This window comes from Streptomyces sp. NPDC043746, from assembly GCF_056436485.1.
This window is the reverse complement of the sequence record NZ_JBWKCM010000023.1, coordinates 14,432-35,457: the sequence shown is the minus strand read 5'-3', so window position 1 is coordinate 35,457 and position 21,026 is coordinate 14,432. Positions and strand designations below refer to the sequence as shown.

At 69.7% G+C, this 21,026-nt stretch carries 23 protein-coding genes and 1 tRNA gene; 13 read left to right on the top strand and 11 right to left on the bottom strand.

Annotation, left to right across the window (positions count from 1 at the left end; translation table 11 throughout):
- The first annotated feature begins 69 nt into the window (after positions 1-69).
- The 8 genes from AC0682_RS23055 (at position 70) to AC0682_RS23020 (ending at position 8,706) form a co-directional block, all read left to right on the top strand.
- Complete coding sequence (locus AC0682_RS23055; protein WP_478534901.1) at positions 70-1,248, top strand: inositol-3-phosphate synthase; 1,179 nt, start codon at positions 70-72, stop codon at positions 1,246-1,248.
- 158 nt (positions 1,249-1,406) lie between these two features.
- Complete coding sequence (locus AC0682_RS23050; protein ID WP_478534900.1) at positions 1,407-2,534, top strand: SCO3242 family prenyltransferase; 1,128 nt, start codon at positions 1,407-1,409, stop codon at positions 2,532-2,534.
- Positions 2,531-3,409 (top strand): sugar phosphate isomerase/epimerase family protein, encoded by an 879-nt coding sequence (locus AC0682_RS23045; RefSeq protein WP_478534899.1) that lies wholly within the window; start codon positions 2,531-2,533, stop codon positions 3,407-3,409. The genes AC0682_RS23050 and AC0682_RS23045 overlap by 4 nt, the downstream gene beginning before the upstream one ends.
- The gene (locus tag AC0682_RS23040) at positions 3,403-4,098 is read left to right on the top strand and encodes an EboA domain-containing protein (protein WP_478534898.1); all 696 of its coding nucleotides are present in this window, start codon (positions 3,403-3,405) and stop codon (positions 4,096-4,098) included. Before AC0682_RS23045 ends, AC0682_RS23040 begins: the two co-directional genes overlap by 7 nt.
- Positions 4,098-4,946, top strand: coding sequence for a TatD family hydrolase (locus AC0682_RS23035; RefSeq protein WP_478534897.1), 849 nt, complete (start codon positions 4,098-4,100; stop codon positions 4,944-4,946). Before AC0682_RS23040 ends, AC0682_RS23035 begins: the two co-directional genes overlap by 1 nt.
- Before the next feature lie 4 nt (positions 4,947-4,950).
- Positions 4,951-6,126, top strand: a complete 1,176-nt coding sequence (gene eboE, locus AC0682_RS23030) for a metabolite traffic protein EboE (protein ID WP_478534896.1) — start codon at positions 4,951-4,953, stop codon at positions 6,124-6,126.
- Positions 6,123-7,544, top strand: coding sequence for an alkaline phosphatase family protein (locus tag AC0682_RS23025; RefSeq protein ID WP_478534895.1), 1,422 nt, complete (start codon positions 6,123-6,125; stop codon positions 7,542-7,544). The genes eboE and AC0682_RS23025 overlap by 4 nt, the downstream gene beginning before the upstream one ends.
- 76 nt (positions 7,545-7,620) lie before the next feature.
- Positions 7,621-8,706: a sugar phosphate isomerase/epimerase family protein gene (locus tag AC0682_RS23020; protein ID WP_478534894.1), complete on the top strand. Its 1,086-nt coding sequence runs from the start codon at positions 7,621-7,623 to the stop codon at positions 8,704-8,706.
- Between the two features lie 30 nt (positions 8,707-8,736).
- Here the strand turns inward: AC0682_RS23020 and AC0682_RS23015 are convergent, their stop codons facing one another.
- Complete coding sequence (locus tag AC0682_RS23015) at positions 8,737-10,041, bottom strand: DUF2254 domain-containing protein (RefSeq protein ID WP_478534893.1); 1,305 nt, start codon at positions 10,039-10,041, stop codon at positions 8,737-8,739.
- Between the two features lie 174 nt (positions 10,042-10,215).
- Between AC0682_RS23015 and AC0682_RS23010 the strand changes: the two genes are divergently transcribed.
- A tRNA-Leu gene (locus tag AC0682_RS23010) sits at positions 10,216-10,303 on the top strand.
- Between the two features lie 88 nt (positions 10,304-10,391).
- On the opposite strand, the gene AC0682_RS23005 is transcribed toward AC0682_RS23010, so the two are convergent.
- Both AC0682_RS23005 and AC0682_RS23000 read right to left on the bottom strand, forming a co-directional pair.
- A complete protein-coding gene (locus AC0682_RS23005; protein ID WP_478534892.1) occupies positions 10,392-11,669 on the bottom strand; it encodes a tyrosine-type recombinase/integrase in 1,278 nt (425 codons plus the stop codon).
- Positions 11,670-11,701: 32 nt separating this feature from the next.
- Entirely contained in the window at positions 11,702-12,265 is a 564-nt protein-coding gene (locus tag AC0682_RS23000) for a hypothetical protein (protein ID WP_478534891.1), read from the bottom strand.
- Positions 12,266-12,401: 136 nt separating this feature from the next.
- On the opposite strand from AC0682_RS23000, the gene AC0682_RS22995 reads away from it, so the two are divergent.
- The 4 genes from AC0682_RS22995 to AC0682_RS22980 all read left to right on the top strand — a co-directional run bounded on the left by AC0682_RS22995 (position 12,402) and on the right by AC0682_RS22980 (position 15,685).
- Positions 12,402-12,584 (top strand): helix-turn-helix domain-containing protein, encoded by a 183-nt coding sequence (locus AC0682_RS22995; RefSeq protein ID WP_478534890.1) that lies wholly within the window; start codon positions 12,402-12,404, stop codon positions 12,582-12,584.
- 101 nt (positions 12,585-12,685) lie between these two features.
- The gene (locus tag AC0682_RS22990) at positions 12,686-13,060 is read left to right on the top strand and encodes a hypothetical protein (protein WP_478534889.1); all 375 of its coding nucleotides are present in this window, start codon (positions 12,686-12,688) and stop codon (positions 13,058-13,060) included.
- A 917-nt stretch (positions 13,061-13,977) separates the two neighbouring features.
- On the top strand, positions 13,978-14,697 hold the full coding sequence (locus AC0682_RS22985) for an HNH endonuclease signature motif containing protein (protein WP_478534888.1): 720 nt from the start codon (positions 13,978-13,980) through the stop codon (positions 14,695-14,697).
- 154 nt (positions 14,698-14,851) lie between these two features.
- Positions 14,852-15,685 (top strand): recombinase family protein, encoded by an 834-nt coding sequence (locus AC0682_RS22980; protein WP_478534887.1) that lies wholly within the window; start codon positions 14,852-14,854, stop codon positions 15,683-15,685.
- Between the two features lie 21 nt (positions 15,686-15,706).
- Here AC0682_RS22980 and AC0682_RS22975 read toward each other — a convergent pair whose 3' ends face one another.
- From AC0682_RS22975 to AC0682_RS22940, 8 genes are all read right to left on the bottom strand, one after another.
- Positions 15,707-16,561: a phosphotransferase gene (locus AC0682_RS22975; RefSeq protein ID WP_478534886.1), complete on the bottom strand. Its 855-nt coding sequence runs from the start codon at positions 16,559-16,561 to the stop codon at positions 15,707-15,709.
- On the bottom strand, positions 16,542-17,447 hold the full coding sequence (locus AC0682_RS22970; protein WP_478534885.1) for an aldo/keto reductase: 906 nt from the start codon (positions 17,445-17,447) through the stop codon (positions 16,542-16,544). Before AC0682_RS22970 ends, AC0682_RS22975 begins: the two co-directional genes overlap by 20 nt.
- The gene (locus AC0682_RS22965) at positions 17,444-18,631 is read right to left on the bottom strand and encodes a cupin domain-containing protein (protein ID WP_478534884.1); all 1,188 of its coding nucleotides are present in this window, start codon (positions 18,629-18,631) and stop codon (positions 17,444-17,446) included. Before AC0682_RS22965 ends, AC0682_RS22970 begins: the two co-directional genes overlap by 4 nt.
- Positions 18,632-18,645: 14 nt before the next feature.
- A complete protein-coding gene (locus AC0682_RS22960) occupies positions 18,646-18,783 on the bottom strand; it encodes a hypothetical protein (protein ID WP_173456875.1) in 138 nt (45 codons plus the stop codon).
- A 78-nt stretch (positions 18,784-18,861) separates the two neighbouring features.
- Positions 18,862-18,984, bottom strand: coding sequence for a hypothetical protein (locus tag AC0682_RS22955; RefSeq protein WP_478534883.1), 123 nt, complete (start codon positions 18,982-18,984; stop codon positions 18,862-18,864).
- A 298-nt stretch (positions 18,985-19,282) separates the two neighbouring features.
- Positions 19,283-20,116: a helix-turn-helix domain-containing protein gene (locus AC0682_RS22950; protein WP_030743091.1), complete on the bottom strand. Its 834-nt coding sequence runs from the start codon at positions 20,114-20,116 to the stop codon at positions 19,283-19,285.
- Positions 20,113-20,625, bottom strand: a complete 513-nt coding sequence (locus tag AC0682_RS22945) for a DUF6879 family protein (protein ID WP_478534882.1) — start codon at positions 20,623-20,625, stop codon at positions 20,113-20,115. Before AC0682_RS22945 ends, AC0682_RS22950 begins: the two co-directional genes overlap by 4 nt.
- Positions 20,609-20,818 carry a hypothetical protein gene (locus AC0682_RS22940; RefSeq protein ID WP_189418471.1) on the bottom strand — a complete coding sequence of 70 codons (210 nt, stop codon included), beginning with the start codon at positions 20,816-20,818 and terminating at the stop codon, positions 20,609-20,611. Before AC0682_RS22940 ends, AC0682_RS22945 begins: the two co-directional genes overlap by 17 nt.
- Positions 20,819-21,026: the final 208 nt, after the last annotated feature.

Sequence of the window (21,026 nt, the reverse complement as noted above, 5' to 3'; positions counted from 1 at the left end):
GCGGGGGGATCACCCCGACCTTCCCCCGCCTGCCGTCTTCCACCCCCTCATCCCCCAGGGAGGCAGCCCGTGACCTCACACGCCGCTCGTGAAGGCCTAACGCCCACGGAGAGTTCACACCGTGGAGCCGACAGCCCGGGCCACCGGACGGGCGTCTGGTTCATCGGAGCACGCGGCTCCGTCGCCACGACCGCCACCGCGGGGTGCGCGGCCATCGCGGCGGGCCTCCACCCGCCCACCGGCATGGTCACCGAGACGCCCCCCTTCGCCGACACCGGGCTGCCGCCCCTGACCTCCCTGGTCTTCGGCGGCCACGACACCCTGGACTGCCCCCTCACCAAACGGGCCGAGGCGCTGGCCGAAGCCGGCGTACTGCCCCACCGCCTCCCCACCGCCGTACGGTCCGAACTCGACGCCGCCGACGCCGAGATCCGCCCCGGCGGACCGCTCCCCGGCGACACCCGCACCGACCAGCAGCTCATCGCCGCGTTCGCCGCCGACCTCACCGACTTCGCCCACCGCCACGACCTGGCCCGCACCGTCGTCGTCAACGTCGCCTCCACCGAACCCGCCCCCGGCCCCGACGACCCGAGGCTCCCCGCCAGCTCCCTCTACGCCGCCGCCGCCCTCCGGGCAGGCTGCTCCTACGTCAACTTCACCCCCTCCACCGGCCTGCGCGCCCCCGAGCTGGCCGACGATGTCGCCGCCTGCGGACTTCCCCACGCGGGACGCGACGGCAAGACCGGCCAGACGCTGCTCCGCTCCGTGCTCGCCCCGATGTTCCTCCAGCGCGCCCTGCCCGTACGGGCCTGGTCCGGGTCGAACCTGCTGGGCGGCGGGGACGGGGCGGCCCTGGCCGACCCGGCGGCGGCCGCCGCCAAGAACGCGGGAAAGGAACGCGTCCTCGCCGACACCTTCGGCACCGCCCCCGAGGGCGAGGTCCACATCGACGACGTCCCCGCGATGGGGGAGTGGAAGACGGCCTGGGACCACATCGCCTTCGACGGCTTCCTGGGCTCCCGGATGATCCTCCAGACCACCTGGCAGGGCTGCGACTCGGCCCTGGCCGCCCCGCTCGTCCTGGACCTGGCCCGGCTGCTGGCCCGCGCCCACGAGGCGGGGCTCAGCGGTCCCCGCCCGGAGCTGGGCTTCTACTTCAAGGACCCGGACGGCGGCACATCGGCCGCGCTCGCGGAGCAGTACGCCACCCTGCTGGCCTTCGCCGAGCGGCTGCGGGGCATGGCGTGAGGCGGCTGCCGCGGGCCCTGCCGCTGCTCGGGGCCGGCCTGCGGGTGCCCTGGAGAACCCCGGGTCGCCCTCCTGAAGACGGCCTGTCCGGTACGGGTGGGACTGCGCCCGCACCGGACAGGCTCAAGCCGTCCCCCGCACGGGGGAGAGGGGACGCCGTGCGGGCCTGGAGCGAACTGTTCCGGGTCTCCGCACTGTTCTCCGTGCCGGGTGACGCACTGGCGGGGGCCGCGGCGGTGGGCCGCGGTCCCGGCCGGGGCACGGCACTCGCGATCGGCGCCTCGCTCTGCCTGTACGAGGCGGGGATGGCGCTCAACGACTGGGCGGACCGCGAGGAGGACGCCGTCGACCGCCCGCACCGGCCGATCCCCTCGGGCCGCGTCAGCCCGGCCGCCGCCCTGGGCGCGGCCGGGGTCCTGACGGCGGCGGGCCTGGCCCTCGCGGCGCGGGCCGGCCGCCCGGCGCTCGCGGTCGCCACCGGCCTGGCCGCCACGGTCTGGGCCTACGACCTCCGCCTGAAGCACACGAAGGCGGGCCCGGCGGCGATGGCCGCGGCCCGCTCCCTGGACCTGCTGCTGGGAGCGACGGCGACGGCAGCGGGGAGCGGGACGGCCGCGACCGCGCGAGGCGGGGGCGACAACGTTGCCGCGCGGATCGCGTTCGTACGCGGCCCCCTCCCCGCCGCCCTCGCGCTCGGGGCGCACACCTACGGCGTCACCGCGGTCTCCCGCCACGAGGCACAGGGCGGCTCCACCGCCGTACCGCTCGCGATCCTGGCCACGACGGCGGCGCTCGGCACGGCCGTGCTCACGGCGGGCGGGGCAGGCCGGACCTCGATACCGGCTCACCGGGCAGCCCGGACCGGGGGACCGGGGGAGCACCGGGCGGCCCGGACGAACAGCCCGGGGGAGCACCGGCTCGCAGGGACAGGAGGGCCGGGGGCACACCGCCCGGTACTGACCCAAGGGCCCTGGGAGCACGGGTCCGTACGGGCAGGAGGCCCAGGGGCACACCGGCCCACCCGCCCCCACCACCTCACCCCCGCCGACCTCCTGCTCACCGCGTTCACCGGCGCCTACCTCCGTACCGCTGGGCCACCCCTCCTGCACGCCGCACTCAACCCGTCCCCGCCCCTGACCCAGCGGGCGGTCGGCGGGGGCATCCGGGCCATGATCCCGCTCCAGGCGGCGCTCGCCGCCCGCAACGGAGCGCCCGGCTCCGGTCTCGCCGTGATGGCGCTCGTCCCCCTGTCCCGTTCCCTCGCCCGTAAGGTGAGCCCCACATGACCCTCCACCTCGGCTACGGCACCAACGGGCTCACCGACCTCCGCCTCGACGACGCCCTCGGGCTCCTCGCCGACCTCGGCTACGCGGGCGTCGGGCTGACGCTCGACCACATGCACCTGGACCCCCTGGCCCCGGACCTCACCGAGCGGACCCGCCACGTCGGCCGCCGGCTCACCTCCCTCGGGCTCCGCGTCACCGTCGAGACCGGGGCCCGCTATGTCCTGGACCCGCGCCGCAAGCACGGCCCCTCCCTCCTGGACCCGGACCCCGAGGCCCGGGCCGCCCGCACCGCGCTGCTCGTCCGGGCGGTGGACGTGGCCGCCGGGCTCGGCGCGCACGCCGTCCACTGCTTCAGCGGCATCACCCCGCCGTGCACCGCGCCGGACACCGCCTGGAAACGGCTGACCGAAGCGATCACCCCCGTACTCAAGGCCGCCGACCGGACCGGCATCCCCCTCGCCGTCGAGCCCGAACCCGGTCATCTCCTCGCCACCCTCGCGGACTTCCACCACCTCCGGGGCCTCCTGGGCGATCCGCCGTCCCTCGGCCTCACCCTCGACATCGGCCACTGCCAGTGCCTGGAGGAGGCCACCCCCGCGCAGTGCGTCCGGGACTCCGCCCCCTGGCTCCGGCACGTCCAGATCGAGGACATGAGGCGCGGCGTCCACGAGCACCTCCCCTTCGGTGACGGCGAGATCGACTTCCCGCCCGTGCTCGCCGCCCTCGCCGCCACCGGCTACCAGGGCCTCACCGTCGTCGAGCTGCCCCGCCACTCCCACGCGGGCCCCGAACTCGCCCGCACCTCCCTCGCCTTCCTGCGCAACGCCCTGACCGGGAGCGGGAGCGGCAGGAAGAAGGGCGGCGTACCGTGCTGAAGACCCGCAAGGAACTCGACACCGAACTCGACGCCCCCGCCCGCGCCTGGCTCCACGAGGCCCTGACCGAGGCCGCGCACCACGCCACGCCCGACGGGCCCGCCGCCGACGGGACCGCCACCCCCGCGTGGGAGCTGCGTTTCGCCGCCGCGGGCCGGCACTGCGGTCATCGGCACGCCGACTCCGTACGCTCCCTCCTCCTCATCGAGGCCCGCGCCCCGCTGCCCTCCCTCACCCGGCTCTACGAACAGGGCACCGCCGCCGAACGCCGCGCCGTCCTGCTGACCCTGGACCGCCTCGCCCTCGGCGCCACCGCCTTGCCGCTCGTCGAGGACGCCCTGCGCACCAACGACCCCCGACTGGTCGCCGCCGCCGTCGGCCCGTACGGAGCGGCCCACCTCCCCCCGCACGCCTGGCGCCACGCATTACTGAAGTGCCTGTTCACCGGGGTGCCGGTGGAGGCCGTCGCCCGGCTCGGGGAACGGGCCCACGGGGACGCCGAACTCGCCCGCATGCTGGCCGACTTCGCCGCCGAACGGACCGCCGCGGGCCGTGAGGTCCCGCCGGACCTGCGCACCGTCCTCGCCCTCACCGCCCCGGCTCCCGGGCGCACCGTCCCACCGGGCTCGCCCGAGCACGCCCCGGCACCCGAACGGGCCACCCCCGCCGCCCCCACGGAGGAGTCCTGATGCGCATCTTCGACCCCCACATCCATATGACGTCCCGGACCACGGACGACTATCAGGCGATGTACGACGCGGGCGTCCGCGCCCTCGTCGAACCCTCCTTCTGGCTCGGCCAGCCCCGCACCTCGCCCGCCAGCTTCTACGACTACTTCGACGCCCTCCTCGGCTGGGAGCCCTTCCGCGCCTCCCAGTACGGCATCGCCCACCACTGCACACTCGCCCTCAACCCCAAGGAGGCGAACGACCCCCGCTGCACCCCCGTCCTAGAGGCCCTGCCCCGCTATCTGGTCAAGGACTCCGTCGTCGCCGTCGGGGAGATCGGCTACGACTCCATGACCCCGGCCGAGGACCACGCGCTGGCCGCTCAGCTCCAGCTCGCCGCCGACCACGGGCTGCCCGCCCTCGTCCACACCCCGCACCGCGACAAGCTCGCCGGTCTCCACCGCACCATCGACGTCATCCGCGAATCGAACCTCCCCCCGGAGTTCGTCCTGCTCGACCACCTCAACGAGACAACCGTAAAGGCCGCCACTGACAGCGGCTGCTGGGCCGGGTTCTCCATCTACCCGGACACCAAGATGGACGAGGACCGGATGGTCGCCATCCTCAAGAACCACGGCACCGAGAAGATGCTCGTCAACTCGGCCGCCGACTGGGGGAAGAGCGACCCGCTGAAGACCCGCAAGGTCGCCGACGCCATGCTGAAGGCCGGATTCACCGAGGACGACGTCGACCAGGTCCTCTGGCGCAACCCCGTCGCCTTCTACGGGCAGAGCGGCCGCCTCCAGCTGGACACCCCCGCCCCCGACGCGCTCCACGAGGGCAACTCGATCCTGCGCGGCGGGGAGTGAGGCCATGCGCTTCCGCCACCCGGACGGGTCCGTCGTCCACCTCTCGTACTGCACCAACGTCCACTCCGCCGAGACCCTGGACGGCGTCCGCGCCCAGCTCCGCGACCACTGCGAGCCCGTACGCCGCCGGCTCGGCCGGGACCGGCTCGGCATCGGCCTCTGGCTCGCCCGGGACGCCGCCCGCGCCCTGACCGACGACCCCGCCGAACTCCGCGCCCTCCGCGCCGAACTCGACAGCCGGGGCCTCGAAGTGGTCACCCTCAACGGCTTCCCGTACGAGGGGTTCGGCGCCGACGAGGTCAAGTACCGGGTCTACCGGCCGGACTGGACCGAACCCGACCGCCTCGCCCACACCACCGACCTGGCCCGCCTCCTGGCCGCCCTCCTCCCCGACGACGTCACCGAGGGCACCATCTCCACCCTCCCGCTCGCCTGGCGCACCCCCTACGCCACCGACCCCGGCGCCCCCCGCACCGCACGCACCGCCCTCACCACGCTCGCCCAGCGCCTGGACGCCCTCGCCGAACTCACCGGCAAGTCCATCCGCGTCGGCCTCGAACCGGAGCCGGGCTGCACCGTGGAGACCACCGCCGACGCCATCGCCCCGCTCACCGACGTCGGCCACGAACGCATCGGCATCTGCGTCGACACCTGCCACCTGGCGACCTCCTTCGAGGACCCCGACACCGCGCTCGACGCCCTGACCGCGGCGGGCATCCCGGTCGTCAAGTCCCAGCTCTCCGCCGCCCTGCACGCCGAACACCCCCACCTGCCCGAGGTCCGCACCGCGCTCGCCGCCTTCGCCGAACCGCGCTTCCTCCACCAGACCCGCATGCGCACCGCCGCCGGGCTGCGCGGCACCGACGACCTGGACGAGGCGATCGCCGGCGGGGCGCTCCCCGACTCCACCCCCTGGCGCGCCCACTTCCACGTGCCGCTGCACGCCCCGCCCGCGCCCCCGCTCACCTCCACGCTCCCCGTGCTCCGCACGGCACTGACCCGGCTCGTCGGGGGAGCCGTGCCGCTGACCCGGCACCTGGAGGTGGAGACGTACACCTGGCAGGCGCTCCCCGCCGAACTGCGCCCCCGCACCCGCACCCGGCTCGCGGACGGGATCGCCGCCGAACTCACCCTCGCCCGCGACCTCCTCGTCGACCTCGGCCTCAAGGAGCTGCCATGAGCAACGACGCCCCCGGAACCACCCCGGGCACGGCAGACCACCAGGGCCCCACCCCCCTCCTCGTCCTCGACGTCGTCGGCCTCACCCCGCAACTCCTCGCCCACATGCCCAACCTCACGGCGCTCGGGAAGCAGGGCGCGCAGGCTCCGCTCTCCACCGTCCTGCCCGCCGTCACCTGCGCCGCCCAGTCCACCTTCCTCACCGGGGCCATGCCCGCCGAACACGGCATCGTCGCCAACGGCTGGTACTTCCGCGAACTGGGTGACGTCCTGCTCTGGCGCCAGCACAACGGGCTCGTCGAGGGCGACAAGCTCTGGGACGCCGCCCGCCGCGCCCACCCCGGCTACACCGTCGCCAACATCTGCTGGTGGTACGCGATGGGCGCCGACACCGACTGGACCGTCACCCCACGCCCGGTCTACTACGCCGACGGCCGCAAGGAACCCGACTGCTACACCCGGCCCCCCGCCCTGCACGACGAACTGACCGAGAAACTCGGCACGTTCCCCCTCTTCCACTTCTGGGGCCCCGGCGCCGACCTGGTCTCCTCCCAATGGATCATCGACGCCACCCGCCACATCATCACCACCCGCACCCCCGCCCTCGCCCTGTGCTATCTGCCGCACCTGGACTACGACCTCCAGCGCCACGGCCCCGACGACCCCCGCTCCCACCGGGCCGCCGCCGACCTCGACCGGGCCCTGGCCCCGCTGCTCGCCGACGCCCGCGCCGAAGGCCGTACCGTCGTCGCGCTCTCCGAATACGGCATCACCCGCGTCAGCCGCCCCGTCGACATCAACCGGGCGCTGCGCCGCGCGGGGCTGCTGGAGGTGCACACCCAGGACGGCATGGAGTACCTGGACACGATGGCCTCCCGCGCTTTCGCCGTCGCGGACCACCAGCTCGCCCACGTCTACGTACGCCGCCCCGAGGACCTGGAAGCGGTCCGGGAGGCGCTCGCGGACCTGCCCGGCATCGACCAGCTCCTGGACGACGAGGGCAAGAAGGCGAACCACCTGGACCACCCCCGCTCCGGAGAGCTGGTGGCCGTGGCGGAGAAGGACGCCTGGTTCACGTACTACTACTGGCTCGACGACGCCCGCGCCCCCGACTTCGCCCAGCTCGTCGAGATCCACCGCAAGCCCGGCTACGACCCCGTCGAGCTCTTCATGGACCCCGAGGACCCCTACGTACGGCTCAAGGCCGTCTCGGCGGTCGCCCGCAAGAAGCTCGGGATGCGCTACCGCATGGCGGTCGTCCCCCTGGACCCCTCACCTATTCGCGGCAGCCACGGCCGCCTCCCCGAGAGCGACGACGAAGGTCCGCTCATCCTCTGCTCCACCCCCCACGCGTTCACCGACCGGGTCAGGGCCACCGAGGTGAAGTCCCTGCTCCTCCAGCTTGCCGGACTGCACTGACAATCCCCCGTCGCGCACCCGGCACCGCACCGCTCACCCCATGTCCCGTCACGTCATCCAAGGGAGCCACGCGAACATGAGCCGCACCTCCAAGGACACCGAACTCGCCCGCAGACTGAGCCGCCGCGACATCCTCGGCGTCGCCGCCGGAGCCACCGCCGCCACGATCATCGGCACGGCGACCGCCCAGGCCGCCGCGGCCCAGGGACCTGCCAAGGGCCCCGGCCTCGGCCAGGACCACGGGCACGGGCACGGCCACGGCAAGGGGAAGCCCGTCCTGCCCCCCGGCCGCCTCGGCATCCAGCTCTACAGCCTGCGCGACAAGATCTCCACGCTCGGCTTCGCCCCCGTCTTCGCCGAGCTGGAGAAGTACGGCTACGACGAGATCGAACTGGCCGGCTACACCCAGGGCTCGGCCGGCCCCATCACCCTCGCGCAGCTCAAGCGGCTGGCCAAGGACCACGGCCTCAACCCGATCGGCAGCCACGTCGGCTACCACGACGACAACAACCCCGGCGCCTACACCTTCGCCCAGAACCTGGAGAAGGTGCTCGACGACGCCCAGGCCCTCGGCCTCAAGCACATCGGCACGGCCTCCGGCCCGTTCCGCTACGGCTCCACGGTGGACGGCTGGAAGCGAGCGGCCGACGACTTCAACACCTACGGCGCCGCTGCCCGCGAGCGGGGGATGAAGTTCTACCAGCACAACCACGCCGAGGAGTTCTCCTTCGCCACCGACAAGCCGAACGTGCGCCTCTACGACGTCCTGCTCGCCGAGACCGATCCGGGCCTGGTCTACCTGGAGATGGACATCTACTGGGCGTACTGCGCCCAGTTCCGGTTCAGCAGGCGCGTGGACGGCACCCGGGCCCCGCTCGACCCGCTGGAGTACGTCCTTAAGTACCCCCACCGCTACCCGCTCTTCCACGTCAAGGACGGCGTGCGCGACGACACGACGCGCGACGGCTACCGCATGACGGACGTGGGCGAGGGGGACATCGACTACAGGACGTTCCTGTCCAAGGTGACCAGCCGGACCCACCACGGCCGGACCTACCACCACTGGCAGGCCGAGCACGACAACCCGGTCGACTCGCTCGCCTTCGCCCGCAAGTCCAGCGAGCACCTGCACTCCCTCCGCGCGGGCCGCTGCGGCGACTGACGTGCGGGGCGCCTGCGGGACCGGCGGGGTCTACCCGATGCCCTGCCGGTCCGGCAGCAGGGCGAACTCCCGGTCGGCGGCCACCGGAACACTCCGCTCCACCGCCTCGACGAGCAGGGCCCGATGCCGGACCAGCGGCTTCCGCCGCTCCTCCGGCGCGAGCAGCAGCAGATCGTCCAGCCCCGCGAGCAGCCGCCGTGACACCTGAGGGCTCCCGGCCGCATACCACCGGATCTCCTCGAAGGCGAGATCCACCAGGTCCTCCCACCCCGGCCCCTCCTGCACCAGCCGTACCGTGCCCGCCCGGTCCCGGTGGTGGACCGTGCCGAGCGGCAGCCGCACCAGGACCGCGAGGTACTGCACGCTGCGGTCCAGGCACTGGACGGCGGTGGTCGGGTCGTTCACGGCCGTCGACAGGGCCCGCAGCGCGATGTCGGAGAGCTGGCGCAGCCCGAACGCCAGATCCTGGTGCAGGGTGCGCTCCACCGAGACGGAGACCGCCGACCGCAGCCGGCGCCGTGGGGGCGGGGTCCCGCCGTGGACGGCGAACATCGGGGTCCCCGGCACCACGAAGTCCCCGATGCGGGGGATCAGCCGCAGGACGACGCCCTGCCGCCGGGCGGTCCGGACCAGCCGCGCCGTGTTCACGTCCCGCAGCACGCCGGCACGTCCCTCGTACGCCACCTGTCCGGTCTGCGCGCCCAGCCCCTCGGACCCGCCCGGCCCCCGGGGCATCCGGCCGAGCACCCGGAACGAGTCCCGCGCGATCCGGTCGACGACCGGCCCGACCTGCATGAGCCGCAGTGTCGAGCCCACGTAGATGACGAACAGCAGCAGGCTCAGCCCGACCAGCACCAGCGTGAGCAGGCTCTGCAACAGCGGGACCGAGACCACCCGGCGCGGGTCGGTCTCGCCCTCGTACGAGGCCAGGACCAGCAGCGAGAAGAGGAACGTCGCCAGGAACACCGTCAGCGTGGCCTTGCTGATCCGGCTGCGGACGAAGATCCGCACCACCCGGGGGGTGAGCTGCCCGCTGGCCATCTGCACCGCGACCAGCGAGATGCTGAACACCACACCGATGAAGGTCATCATCGCCGAGCTGACCTGGGTGACGATCGTCTTCGCGCCCTGGGCGAAGGAGATGAGGGTCTCCAACTCGTCGTAGGCCTTCTCGCGCCGGAGGAAGGCGACGATCTCGTCATCGGCCTGGGACGCGACCAGCCACAGCAGGAACACACAGACGAACCCCACGGTCGGGGCGAACCAGAACGCGTCGCGCAGATGCTCGCGCAGGGGGGACAGCGGACGGGGCCGACGGTAGCCGCGATCACTCATGGACGCGAAGGTAGCCCGCAGACCTCCCCGGACCCCGCAAGGCCGCCCACCACGGCACGCCGCACCCCACTGACCACCGGGTATGCCACCGATACGCAGGTGAAACGCACTCCGAACCCCTGGTATTGTCTTCTCTGTCGCCGCGGGGAACACACCGCGAACGACGGACACCTTGTCCGGGTGGCGGAATGGCAGACGCGCTAGCTTGAGGTGCTAGTGCCCTTTATCGGGCGTGGGGGTTCAAGTCCCCCCTCGGACACCAGCAGAGACCCCAGTTGATCTGGGGTTTTTCTGTTTCTCCGGCTGTGGCGTGACCAACCACGTGACCAACAGCCGAGCGAACTTCCTGGTCAGACCAGGGATGACAGGCCGATACGGGCAGCGCTGGAAGCGGCCAGCTTCTTCGCTCCCTCGGCGCGACGCCTGCCGTACCGCGCCATCGTGTAGCCCGGCGAGTGGTGCCGGGCGTTGGCCGAGACCTCTACCGGGTTCTCGTGGTTGTCGAGATCGTTCGTGATCTTCGATGCCCGCCAGTCGTGCAGCCGGAAGTTGTCCGGCAGGTGCAGACGGTTGCGTGCCGTCCGCCAGCGGGCCGACACCTTCTCGGGGTCCTGTGGTCCGCCTGCCTCGCCCCGGTACAGCTTGAAGCCGTCACGAGCGAACACAAGGTCATGGTCCACCCAGAGATCCCCGAGGCGTTCCCGCTCCGCGTCCTGGCGTTCCTTCTGCCACTTCAGGACGTTCATCAGACCTTGGTCTACGTAGATGATCGCGTTGTCGTCTCCGTCCTTGGTCAGCTTCCGCAGCCGGTAGCTGTTGCCCTCCTCGACCACGACCCAGGCCAGTTCGATGGCGCACTCATCCCAGTGGATGAGCGACCACTTCCACCCCAGCACTTCGCTACGGCGACACGAGGTGGCCGCGTAAGCGGTCCACAGCGGGGCATCCCGAAGACAGTGGTGGGTCCGCCCGTCGTCGCACGCTCGGTTGCCGCACGGCTCCCATATCTCTTTGAGGAAGTGCGCCGTCTCGTGGTCATTGAGGGTGGGGAAGTCCGGCTGTGCCGCCTTGATCTGCCGCTCGGTCGGCGGGTTGGCAGTGTGGGCCGGGTTGACCGCGAGGAGCTTCCTCGGTCCGGTCACCGAGTCCAGCGCAGCCGAGATGATGTTGTGAATGTGGCGGACGCTCTTAGGCCCGAGCGGCTTGTTCCCGTTCGCCTCGATGGGCGTGGCCTCCAAGAGCCGGTACAGCTCATCAAGCCGCTCGTCCGTCACCTCCACCACCTTGACCTTGCCTATGTGCGGCTTGATGTGCAGCCGGATCTTCGGCTCGTACCCCTCCTTGGTCGTGTCCTCGCCCCGATGCTTGGCAAGCCAGCCCTCCATGAGCTCGGCCATGGTCATGCCGGAGCGGGGCGTGAGGGTGCCTGCCTCGTGGTCGGTGTGCCACTTGCGCAGCGCCCGTTCCGCCTCCGTCTTGGTCTTGTACTCCCGGCCTATCCAGTAGCGCCCCCTCTTGCCCGTCGCCGGGTCGAAGTGCAGGGGCGTCCGCACGCCCCAGGTGTTCGGTCGGCCCGTGCGCGGGATCTCCACCGGAGTCCCACCGAGCCCGTTGCCGCGCTTTGCCACCTAGCTAGTTCCCCCTCGTTCTGCCCTGTCCGCTACGGCAGTCGCACGTTGCTGACACTCGTCCTCTTCAAAATCTCGATCGCCTTGTCCGTGAGCTGTCCGCCCGCCTTGCCTTCGACCTTGGTCAGGAAGCCGCGCTGTCGCGCCGCTCGAAGGTGGCCCTTCAAGGTGGCCTGCTTGGTCTGGGTCCACGCCTCAAGGTCTTGGGCGGGTGCAGTCCGTCCGGAGTTGACGAAGCGCACGTACAGGGCGGAGATCACTGCGAGGTACTCGTCAGTGACCCCCTTGGGCAGGCCGGCCAGCTCCCGCCGGAACTTCTCCACCTCCCGTTGGCCAGCGCGGGCGAGCTTTGCCAGCGGCCTCATCTCTTCCGCGAACGCGGCCGTGTCGATCTGCCGCAGGATCGTGCTGGTGATGCCGCGCGCTGCCTCTTGCTGGTCGGCTTCCTCGTGCGGCTCGATCCGGATTTCGCGGGGGTTACCCGAGGTGGAGTCGAGCGGCATCCACATGGTGACCTTCCATGCCCCGATGCGCTGGACCGATTCGACGCCTGCACGGGGCGCAGCGCTGCCCTCGTGATCGTTGGTGTTCGTCATGGCCGACAACGTACGGAACTCAACCACAACAGGCAAGTCAAGGTGTGACGCATCCGGGTTTGACGGAGCCAGACTGATAGCTCAGGATGGGCAGCCCGAGGGGAACCACCCCCTCCGCTAACCGAGGAGCCGTCCTTTGCAGAACACCCGCCTGATGAGCGTCACCGACCTGGCCGAGTACCTGGGCGTGACGCCCGCGTGGGTCTACAACAACCACCGAGCACTCAACATCCCCGCCTGCAAGATCGGCGGTCACCTCCGCTTCCGCCCCTCGGAGGTGGACCGCTGGATCGAGCGGGACTGCCGAGCGGTCGCCTGACGGCGACGACTATTCACCGCCTCAAGAAGGGAGGCGCATGTCCCGCCGTCCGGCGGGCGTCACTGGCGCACCCAGCGCCACTCAGAAAGGGGACTGTCCGCGTGGGACGTAGGCCGATCCAGATGGAGGGCGACTTCGCCGCCGTACTTCAGGAGGAGTACAAGCAGCGGGCGCGAGACCCTCGCTTCGACTACCGCCACCGCGTCGAGTTCGCGGCCATGGGATGGGCGAACCTGATCGGGCACGCCGAGTTCCCGCCGGGTGAGCTGAACAAGATCCTGGCCGACAAGGACGGCATCGTGCCCAGCAAGGACGCCGTGAACAACCACGTGCGCCGAGCGAAGGAGTGGGGTCTCATCGAGGCGGAGTCGAACCGCCGGTGCCTCGTGCTGCCGGAGTACCGGTTTCAGAAGGGCATCGGAGACGAGACCTGCGACGAGCACGGCATCCGTCCGGCCAAGCGCTTCAGGCGGTAGCCGACACGTGAGGTGTGTCGGTCCATCGGGGCAGCGACACAGGAGGTCTGTCGATCAGGGGCTCAACGACAGATGCCCTGTGTCGCTGCAACGCTGCGACCTGGAGTGATGTGCCGCTCCTTCTTATTCTCTCTTGGTAAGTCTCGAAGTACGTCAAAGCGACACTCACAAGGAGCCACCCCAAGGGGCGGCCGTCCGGCCGCCACGTCGTCAAGCCGTCTACGTCTGGGCGGCCCCGAAGGGGCCGACAGCGTGAAGCCACCTACGTTCTTACGTGCAGCGGCGAAGGGAAGCAGGGCGCGCAGCGCCCCCATGAGCGAGGACGCAACGGCGAAGGCGTGAGCAGAGAGGGCGGCCGTTCGGCCGCTCAGCCCGAAGCTACTTACGTACTTACGTGCAGCGGCGAAGAGGTGAGGAACAGGGGCGGCCTCCGGCCGCACAGCCGGAAGCCGCTTCGACAGGGCGGCCCCGAAGGGGGCCGACACCAGGAAGACCAGGAAGCTAGCCAGGTGGGGCGCTGCCGCGCCCCCATAGTGCGAAGCCCCTTCGACTTGCAGCAAGGGGAGTGGGCCGCTTACGCGGCCACGGAGCGAAGCCACTTACGACAAGCCCCGAAGGCTTCATTCCTGTGCAGGCTCCGAGTGCCGGCCGGGCTAGGCGCAGCGCTTCCACCTGCTACTTCTCAGCCGCTGCCTTACCTCGCCGCTGCCCTGACGAGGTCTGGAACCGTGGCAGGATCTGAGCTGCTAAGACATGCCGGTCCTCGACTTCGGCGCCAAGGGGTCAACCCCCACCCCTGCATCGTTCGATGGGCCCGTTCTGAGGGAGGCTCCCGCTGTCGATGAGGGTGCCGGATTGTCAGTGGCCACCGTTACCCTCCTCGCGCATATCAGCGTGACTGCAGGGGGCGAGTACTTATGGACAAGGAAGCCATCGTTCGTCGTACGAGGGGAGAGCAACCACTGTGGGTGTGGCTCGCCGTCCTGACGGCTCACGACAGGCTCTGTACCTACTGCGAAGAGAAGCAGTCTCAAACGCTGGAGCACGAGACTCCGCTGGCCACTAAGGGGCGGGACATCTGGTGGAACCTGGTTCCAGCCTGCGACAGGTGCAACAGCTGGAAGCACAAGTCCTCCGCTACCATGTGGCAGTTCAACATGAAGATGCAGCACTTACACCCCAAAGCGGGCTTCGCCAGGAACACCCTCCCGATGCGGGTGGTGAAAGGGATGAAGGAGCGGGTGGATCTTGTGCAGCGACAGATACAGGATCCCGCTCGGCTCCAGTGGTTCGAAAATCACTACGGCGATCAGAAGAAGCCGCGACTGAGGAGGGAGACCCTGGAGCGGGTAGAGGAGTGCGCGGAGGAACTGCAGGGCTACCCATACCCTCCGTGGACATACCCAGAGGTGAAGGACTCCCCTGGCCGATGCACGCGACGGGTGTGCTGTGGGTACACACATCCTGACGCCTGGTTTGAGTGGATCATTACTACCAAGGATGAGCGTCGCGCGTTCGCGCAAGCTGCGTACCGCAAGGGCCTGAGTGTGCCCGATCTCCTCAGCCATCTCGTGAAGACCTACCCGGTCGAACGTGGCGACGGCGGGCGTGAGGTCGCCGCCCGTGACGGCGAGTGATCACGACAGGGCGTCTCAATAACCTTCGATAGTGAGACGATCCGCCGGACTCCGGGCCATGTCCGTTTCGCCCTCACTCTCGCGTCTCGAAACCCGTCTCAAAAGATCCGTCTCACGACTGGCTTTCGAGACACGTTTATGAGACGGTCTGGTCATGACCACGAACACCCCGGCCGATCAGGTCGAGCGTCACCCCTGCCCGAAGTGCGAAGCCCCCGCCGGTAGCCCCTGCCGTACGGGAGCGGGCAAGGTGGCAGCGAACTACCACACGGGCCGCTTCGCCCTCGTGCCGTCTCTGAAGGCGGAACTCACCGTGAAGACCCCAGCCGACCGCAACCCCGGTAAGCGGTGGGTGCAGGGTGAGCCCGTGCCCGTGGTGGCCGAAGCCGTGCCGGGCGCAGCGATACGGATCGGCTACGCCCGTTGCTCCACGGTCGGGCAGGAACTCCAGTCCCAGTTGGACATGCTTGCCCGTGCCGACTGCAACCGCGTCTTCTCGGAGAAGATCAGTACCCGCGTGAAGGAGCGGCCGGAACTGGAGAAGGCCCTCACTCTCGCGCGGGAGTTCAAGACAGCCGCTCCGAACCAACCGGTGATCCTCACGGTGGTGGAGATGAAGCGCCTTGCCCGCAACGCGGCAGAGCTCATGACGTTGTCCTCCACCCTGCAAGCGGACGGCATCCAACTGGAACTCCTCTCCGGTCCCTTGCAGGGGGTCTACGACCCGAACGGGGCGGGAGCCATCGTGTTCGCCGTCCTGGCCGTGGCCGCCGAGGTGGAGCGGGAAGGCATCCGGGAGAAGACGTTGGAGGGGCTGGACACTGCGGCCCGCAAGGGCAACCACGGTGGACGCCCCTCCGTCGTGGACGACGACAAGCTAGCCGTAGCCCGTGCCCGGCACGCCAAGGGAGAGAGCGTCACCGCCATCGCCAAGGCGCTGGGGATCTCCCGTGCGACTTTGTACCGGCACATCGGTGAGAGCGCCTGAGACAGGCGTACAGGGGCGCAGTCAGGCGCTCACCTCGGAGCGCACCGGAACGGGTGGGCGAACACTGGTGAGCGCCTCCGCACGGGCAACGAGCCGGGGTGCAAGGTCGGGATACCAGCCACGGGCTACGGCTTGCAGCATCTCCGCCAGCGCTGCGAGTTCCCCGATTCGGCCGGCCGGGGTGTCGAGGGTCGGCGCGAACTCCCTGCGGATGCGAGCGGCTACGTCGGGAACGAGCAGGCTGTTGGCGTGGAGGAGCCCCGCGTCATAGCCGAAGGGCACCAAGCCCCACCGCTCCCAGTCCAACAGGCACAGGGGCGCAACGGTGAGGTTGCCCCAGTGCAGGTCACCGTGACCGGTCACCCGCTGCACCTTGGCGGGGGCCGGGATGCCAAGGAACTGGGGGAAGGCCCGTTCGATCCACCCATCCCGGACGGTCGTCTTCACACCCTCCACTTCAGCGAGCAGGGCAAGAGCTTGGCGAAGGTCCGCCCACCACTCGTCAGGCAACCCCGGGTCACGGTCGATGTCGGCCCGGTCGGGAGACACGATCGGCTGCGTCACGTAGTCGAGGACTTCCGCCTCGAAAGCCCACTCCCCGTCAGTCCAGTCGTGCACCTCGTACAGTCGGGGACGAGGGACGCCGTCAGGTACCACCTCAGAGGCGCCGACGATGCCCTCCCCCCGCTTCCTGCCCGCGTTCCTCCTCGCCGTCCGACTCACCCGCAGCCACCGGTCCCCCGCTCGGCGTCCGAGGGTGACACCAAGGAAGCCCCACGCCAGCGGCCCCGTACAGGTGAGACCCAGTGCCTTGGCCGCCCGGCCGTGGGCGGCTTCCATCAGGGCCTGCACCTCCTCATTCACTGGCGAGTTCATCCGTCACCCTCCTGAGTTCCTGGGCCGTCAGAGGCGCAGCCAGAGCCTTCGCCGCATCGTCCCAGTGTTCACGGGTGCTCGCGGAAGTCAGGACGACATCGAGGCCAGGGCACGAGCCAGCGGCCAGCAGGGCAGCGGCTGCGGCCGACAAGCCAGGGCGGATGAGGTTCACCAGTTCGGGCGTCATGGCATCGAGGAGGGCGCCCCCGTGCAGGGGCGCGGAGCCGAACGTGATCAGCCCCGCGTCCTTCGCCTGCACCAGTGGTCCGCCGCCGTTCAGGGCCTGTGTGATCGGGGCATCCATGATCAGGCTGACGGGCATCTGCAAGCCCGTGAAGTGGTGCTCGGCGGAACCCGCCGCCTGCCGCGCGAGCGCGAGCAACTCGGGCACGCTGAACGCCCCGGAGGTCAGACCCGACCAAGTGGCGACGCCGTACCCGCCGATCCTGCCCGTGCGGGCGAACTCCTCCAGCGCCGTAAAGGCTTCCCGCACCCGCCCGTGCAGAGCCGTACGGTCAAGGCCCTGGCCGTCGTGCTCCGGGTTGTGCACGAACACCAGGTCCACGCGCCCGAGCGCGGCCAACGAGCGCTCCGTCTGCCAGCGGACAAAGCCCCGCTCAAGGCTGTGCCTACCGGCCCCCTCTTCCCTGGTGAGCACGCCGTCAGCCATGGCATTGCGGCCCTGTTCCTCCGTGAAGAACCCCGTCTTCGTGGCTACCCGAACGGTCGGGTACTCCCGGAGAAGCGGGCGCAGCTCCTCGTGCGCCCGACCGTGGGCGTAGTTGGGTGCCGTGTCCACCCAGGGGCTACCGGCGGCCAGGGCGGTGCGTGCTGCCTGACTGACGGCACGCACGCGGTATGTCCCCAGGGAGAGCGCGGCGGTCACAGCGCCGTCCCCACGACTGCGACGGCGTGGCCGTCGATGAGGACGGAGACCACTTCGGCTACGTCCTTGACCTCCAGTCCGGCGGAGTCGGCCATCTCGCCGAGCGTGGTCGGCTGGTTGGTCAGCAGCGTGCCCAGTGCGGGAGCAGCGGACTCGGCGAAGTCCCACGCGGTACCGGCCGCCGAGAAGGTGACCGTGCCCTGTTCGCGGTTCGCCGTCAGGCGGCCCCTCGGAGCGGTGAGCTTGACCGTGATCTCGCCCCGTGCAGGGAGCCCGTCCACGTAGGGCAGGGACGGAATCGCGTGGCCCAGGTCGGTCGTGTCGATCGACTCCGCCCACCGCTCCACGAGGCGCGGGTCCGCCATCATGTCGGCCACCTCACGGCGCAGCGCGTCGGTGAAGTCCGCCTGTTCCGTCAGCGAGCCGAAGCGCGGGATGTCCCTGCGGAGCGCGAGGGACGCCCGGAGCTGATCCACGACCCAGAGCATCAGGTCAGCGCCCGTGTGCGTGACCGTGCCGAAGGTGAGGTGAAGGGATTCCGTCCCCTGGTCAGCGGTGACCGCGTGCCACCAGCCGCGCGGCAGGTAGAGCACGTCACCCGGGGACAGAACGAGGTCCGCCACGGGGTCGCCTTCCGGCTCCTCCGGCGACTCCACGTCCCGGAAGGTGGGCGCCTCGCGGGTCATCCCCCACAGGCGCCACCGTTTCGAGCCATGCAGTTGGACCACCACCACGTCGTGGTCGTCCCAGTGCCGGCCGAAGCCCTCCCGCTCGGTCCACGAGGCGTACACGTTGGCCTGCACGGAAGTCCCGAGGAAGCGAGCCAGCCCCTCCGCAGCCGCCCCCACAGCGGGGTGGATCTTCTCCACCGCGTCGAGGACTAGCGACGCCCCGTCTCTGAGCTGGGCGTGGAAGTCGGACGGTTGGATGCGGGACCAGGTGACCGCTCGGCGGTTCGTGGTGGGGATGGCGTAGCGGTGGATCGGGACCATCCCGCCGTCGACCGAGAGGCGCAGCCGGGGCGGCTCCAGCCGCTGTGTGGCGATGATCCGATTCAGGTCGTCCCAGGAGAACAGGCCCGCCGTGTCGGCGGCTCCGGGGATGTGTGCGTAGGAGCGGTGGTACGTCTGGGCGAGGAACTTGTCCCCGCCCAGACACCCCGCCCACGAGGCTGCATCAAGCAACGTGGGCGCTCCCGTCAGTCGTTGCCGTCGGAACGGCCACCGCTGACGTCCGACTCCTGCTCGGCACGAGTGCGCGCGGCCACGATCTTCCGCTTCGCGATGAGCAGGCCACCCCCCTCGGGGGCCACGGAACCGGTGTTCTCTTCCACCATCGGACTACCTCTCTCTTCTCGGGGACTCCCGCCCGGGATCAGGCGGGAAGCAAAGGGGGACAACGGCGAGCCCGGCGGTTACCGGATCGCCAGGGCTCCGGCGAGAACCACGGCACAGCCGCCGAGGATCACGGCCAGGTACAGCGACCCCGCGTACCGGCCGAAGTGGCGCAGCACCCAGCGGCCCAGGCCGCGACTCACGCCGTCTTCTGCTCCGCCGCGACAGGGCGGAGATCACTCACAGACGGCGAGCTGCGGCTTGTGCACCGAGGGCACCCGCAGGGCGGGTACTTGGTCGGTGAACCCAAGATCACTGCGTTGCGCGGGTCCACCTGCACCTCACGAACCGGGCCGTACGTCCGGCCGCCGTCGTATGACACCCGCAGGGTCATGCGTCCGCCGTCGTTTCTCGTTTCGTCTCGCTCGGTCGCCGCCATGGGGGAAATCATTGACCTGGAAAGCGGGGGCTGTGTAGTTCTTTCCCGTCATGGACTAAAGATCATGAACGGCAAGCGGCAGACCACTCCGCCAACAACGCTCGCGCTTCCTCCCCGAACAACGCGTACCCCTCCAGCGTGGAGAACAGTTCGAGATGCATTTCGATGTCTCTCGGATCTCTCAGGATCACGACACCGGTCGTGTTCTCCACAGTGGCCAGCGTGTTGTCATAGATGGTGAAGGTGTCCATAGGCGCCATGGGTTTGTATCCCGCGATTGGGATAACGCCGAGCTTCACGTTCGTAAGGTGGGTAAGCGAGGCCAGTCGGTCAATCTGCATTGCCATCGCAGCCGGGGGCAGGAGCGGCCACCTCACAGCCTGCTCGGTCAGGATGAAGGTAAACCGCTTCTTCGTGTCGTAAAGAACCTCCTGCCGCTCCAGCTTCCTCGCGATCGTCTTAGTGACATCGGCCGGGGAATGGGCAAGGCTGGCCCGGATGTACTCAGGGGTGGACAGCAGTCCTGTAATCATCGAGAGCAGGAAGAAGCGGAAGTCCGTAGATGAGGATTCGAGGGCTGCAAGTTCAGTCTGCTTCTTCTCCAGGCCCCTACGGCGCAGCGAGCGCAAGTCTTGCCATTCAGTGTTGGCCAGCCGCGCGAGGGCGACGACCTCCTCGATGACCTCGGGTGGAGCCACGACGGCTCGTAGGATTCTTTCCAGGTCCAGTAGGCTCGGCTGAGCTTTCCCGTTCTCAATCCGGCTGATCTTCGATTGGGACATGTTGCAACGCCGAGCGAGCCGGTCCCCAGTGAGGCCGGCTCGCTTGCGTAGTTCTTTCAGCAGGGCCGCCAGTTCCTGTTTCGGCTGGCCCATCTGCTCAGGGTCGAACGTCACCCGCTCACGTACTCCAGGAATGGAACCGACTCGGCCACGGCAATTCGCTTCCACTGCCGGTACGGTTCGGGATCACCCTCGTAGAGCTCCCGGTTTATCTGCGTCCCGTCCGCCCGGTAGTTCATCAGGGCCACCTTGGACTCATCGAACATCCAGAAGTCCTGATCCGGAAGTCCCGGGTTCTCTCGGTCGGTGAGGTCGAGGATGCGGATATCCTCGCCCACCTTCACGTGGTGCCGGTAGTAATACTCGAACTCGAACCGAAGGTAGTCCGAGAGCGGGCGGGTCACGACGTGCACCCTGCCGACGCTCTTTCCTTCCGAGGTCCATTGCCGAACCTCGTCCATCCAGGCCGACGTGTAATCGTCGGGGGATTTCTCCCCGGCGAGAAAGCGCTTCAGCTTCTCCGCTTCCTGGGGCATGGTGTAGACGGGCAGCGTTTCTAGTCGCCACGCCTCACGCTCCATGGAATCGAAGCAGCCATTCCACGCGTCACCATCCAAGTGCACGGAACGCCTCCCTGAGAACTGCCTCCGGGATTTCCACGAGCCCTTCCCCGGAGGGCGGGGTGAAGGCGTCGGACACGTCGCCCTGCACCACGAACGACCCGGTAGCCGTGCGGTACACGTTCGGGCAGTCCTTCTCTCCGCACTCCCCGTTGCCGTTGCCCGTGAGTCGGGTGAGTGCCGAACGTTCGGACATGCCAAACCCCCTTGCTCTGGCCCCGTTTGGGCCGCCTGCCCAACGACACTAGAGGGGGCGGTGTCACGCGTCTATGCGCGAACGCGACTATGCGTGTCCTTGCATAAACAGGGCGTCGGCCACCCCGGCGCCACCCCGGTACGTGGTCGCGCACGTGCCCGTGCAGACTGGGCGTAGCCCCGTGGCGCCGTCCTGGAAGCCTGACCAG

Excerpts from the sequence above, each read along its gene's own strand:
- AC0682_RS22980 (WP_478534887.1), top strand. The coding sequence starts at position 14,852 with ATGACCACGAACACCCCGGCCGATCAGGTCGAGCGTCACCCCTGCCCG.
- AC0682_RS23025 (WP_478534895.1), top strand. The coding sequence starts at position 6,123 with ATGAGCAACGACGCCCCCGGAACCACCCCGGGCACGGCAGACCACCAG.
- AC0682_RS22985 (WP_478534888.1), top strand. The coding sequence starts at position 13,978 with ATGGACAAGGAAGCCATCGTTCGTCGTACGAGGGGAGAGCAACCACTG.
- eboE (WP_478534896.1), top strand. The coding sequence starts at position 4,951 with ATGCGCTTCCGCCACCCGGACGGGTCCGTCGTCCACCTCTCGTACTGC.
- AC0682_RS22940 (WP_189418471.1), bottom strand. The coding sequence starts at position 20,818 with ATGTCCGAACGTTCGGCACTCACCCGACTCACGGGCAACGGCAACGGG.
- AC0682_RS22975 (WP_478534886.1), bottom strand. The coding sequence starts at position 16,561 with ATGAACTCGCCAGTGAATGAGGAGGTGCAGGCCCTGATGGAAGCCGCC.
- AC0682_RS22960 (WP_173456875.1), bottom strand. The coding sequence starts at position 18,783 with ATGGTGGAAGAGAACACCGGTTCCGTGGCCCCCGAGGGGGGTGGCCTG.
- AC0682_RS23045 (WP_478534899.1), top strand. The coding sequence starts at position 2,531 with ATGACCCTCCACCTCGGCTACGGCACCAACGGGCTCACCGACCTCCGC.
- AC0682_RS23020 (WP_478534894.1), top strand. The coding sequence starts at position 7,621 with ATGAGCCGCACCTCCAAGGACACCGAACTCGCCCGCAGACTGAGCCGC.
- AC0682_RS23035 (WP_478534897.1), top strand. The coding sequence starts at position 4,098 with ATGCGCATCTTCGACCCCCACATCCATATGACGTCCCGGACCACGGAC.
- AC0682_RS23015 (WP_478534893.1), bottom strand. The coding sequence starts at position 10,041 with ATGAGTGATCGCGGCTACCGTCGGCCCCGTCCGCTGTCCCCCCTGCGC.
- AC0682_RS23000 (WP_478534891.1), bottom strand. The coding sequence starts at position 12,265 with ATGACGAACACCAACGATCACGAGGGCAGCGCTGCGCCCCGTGCAGGC.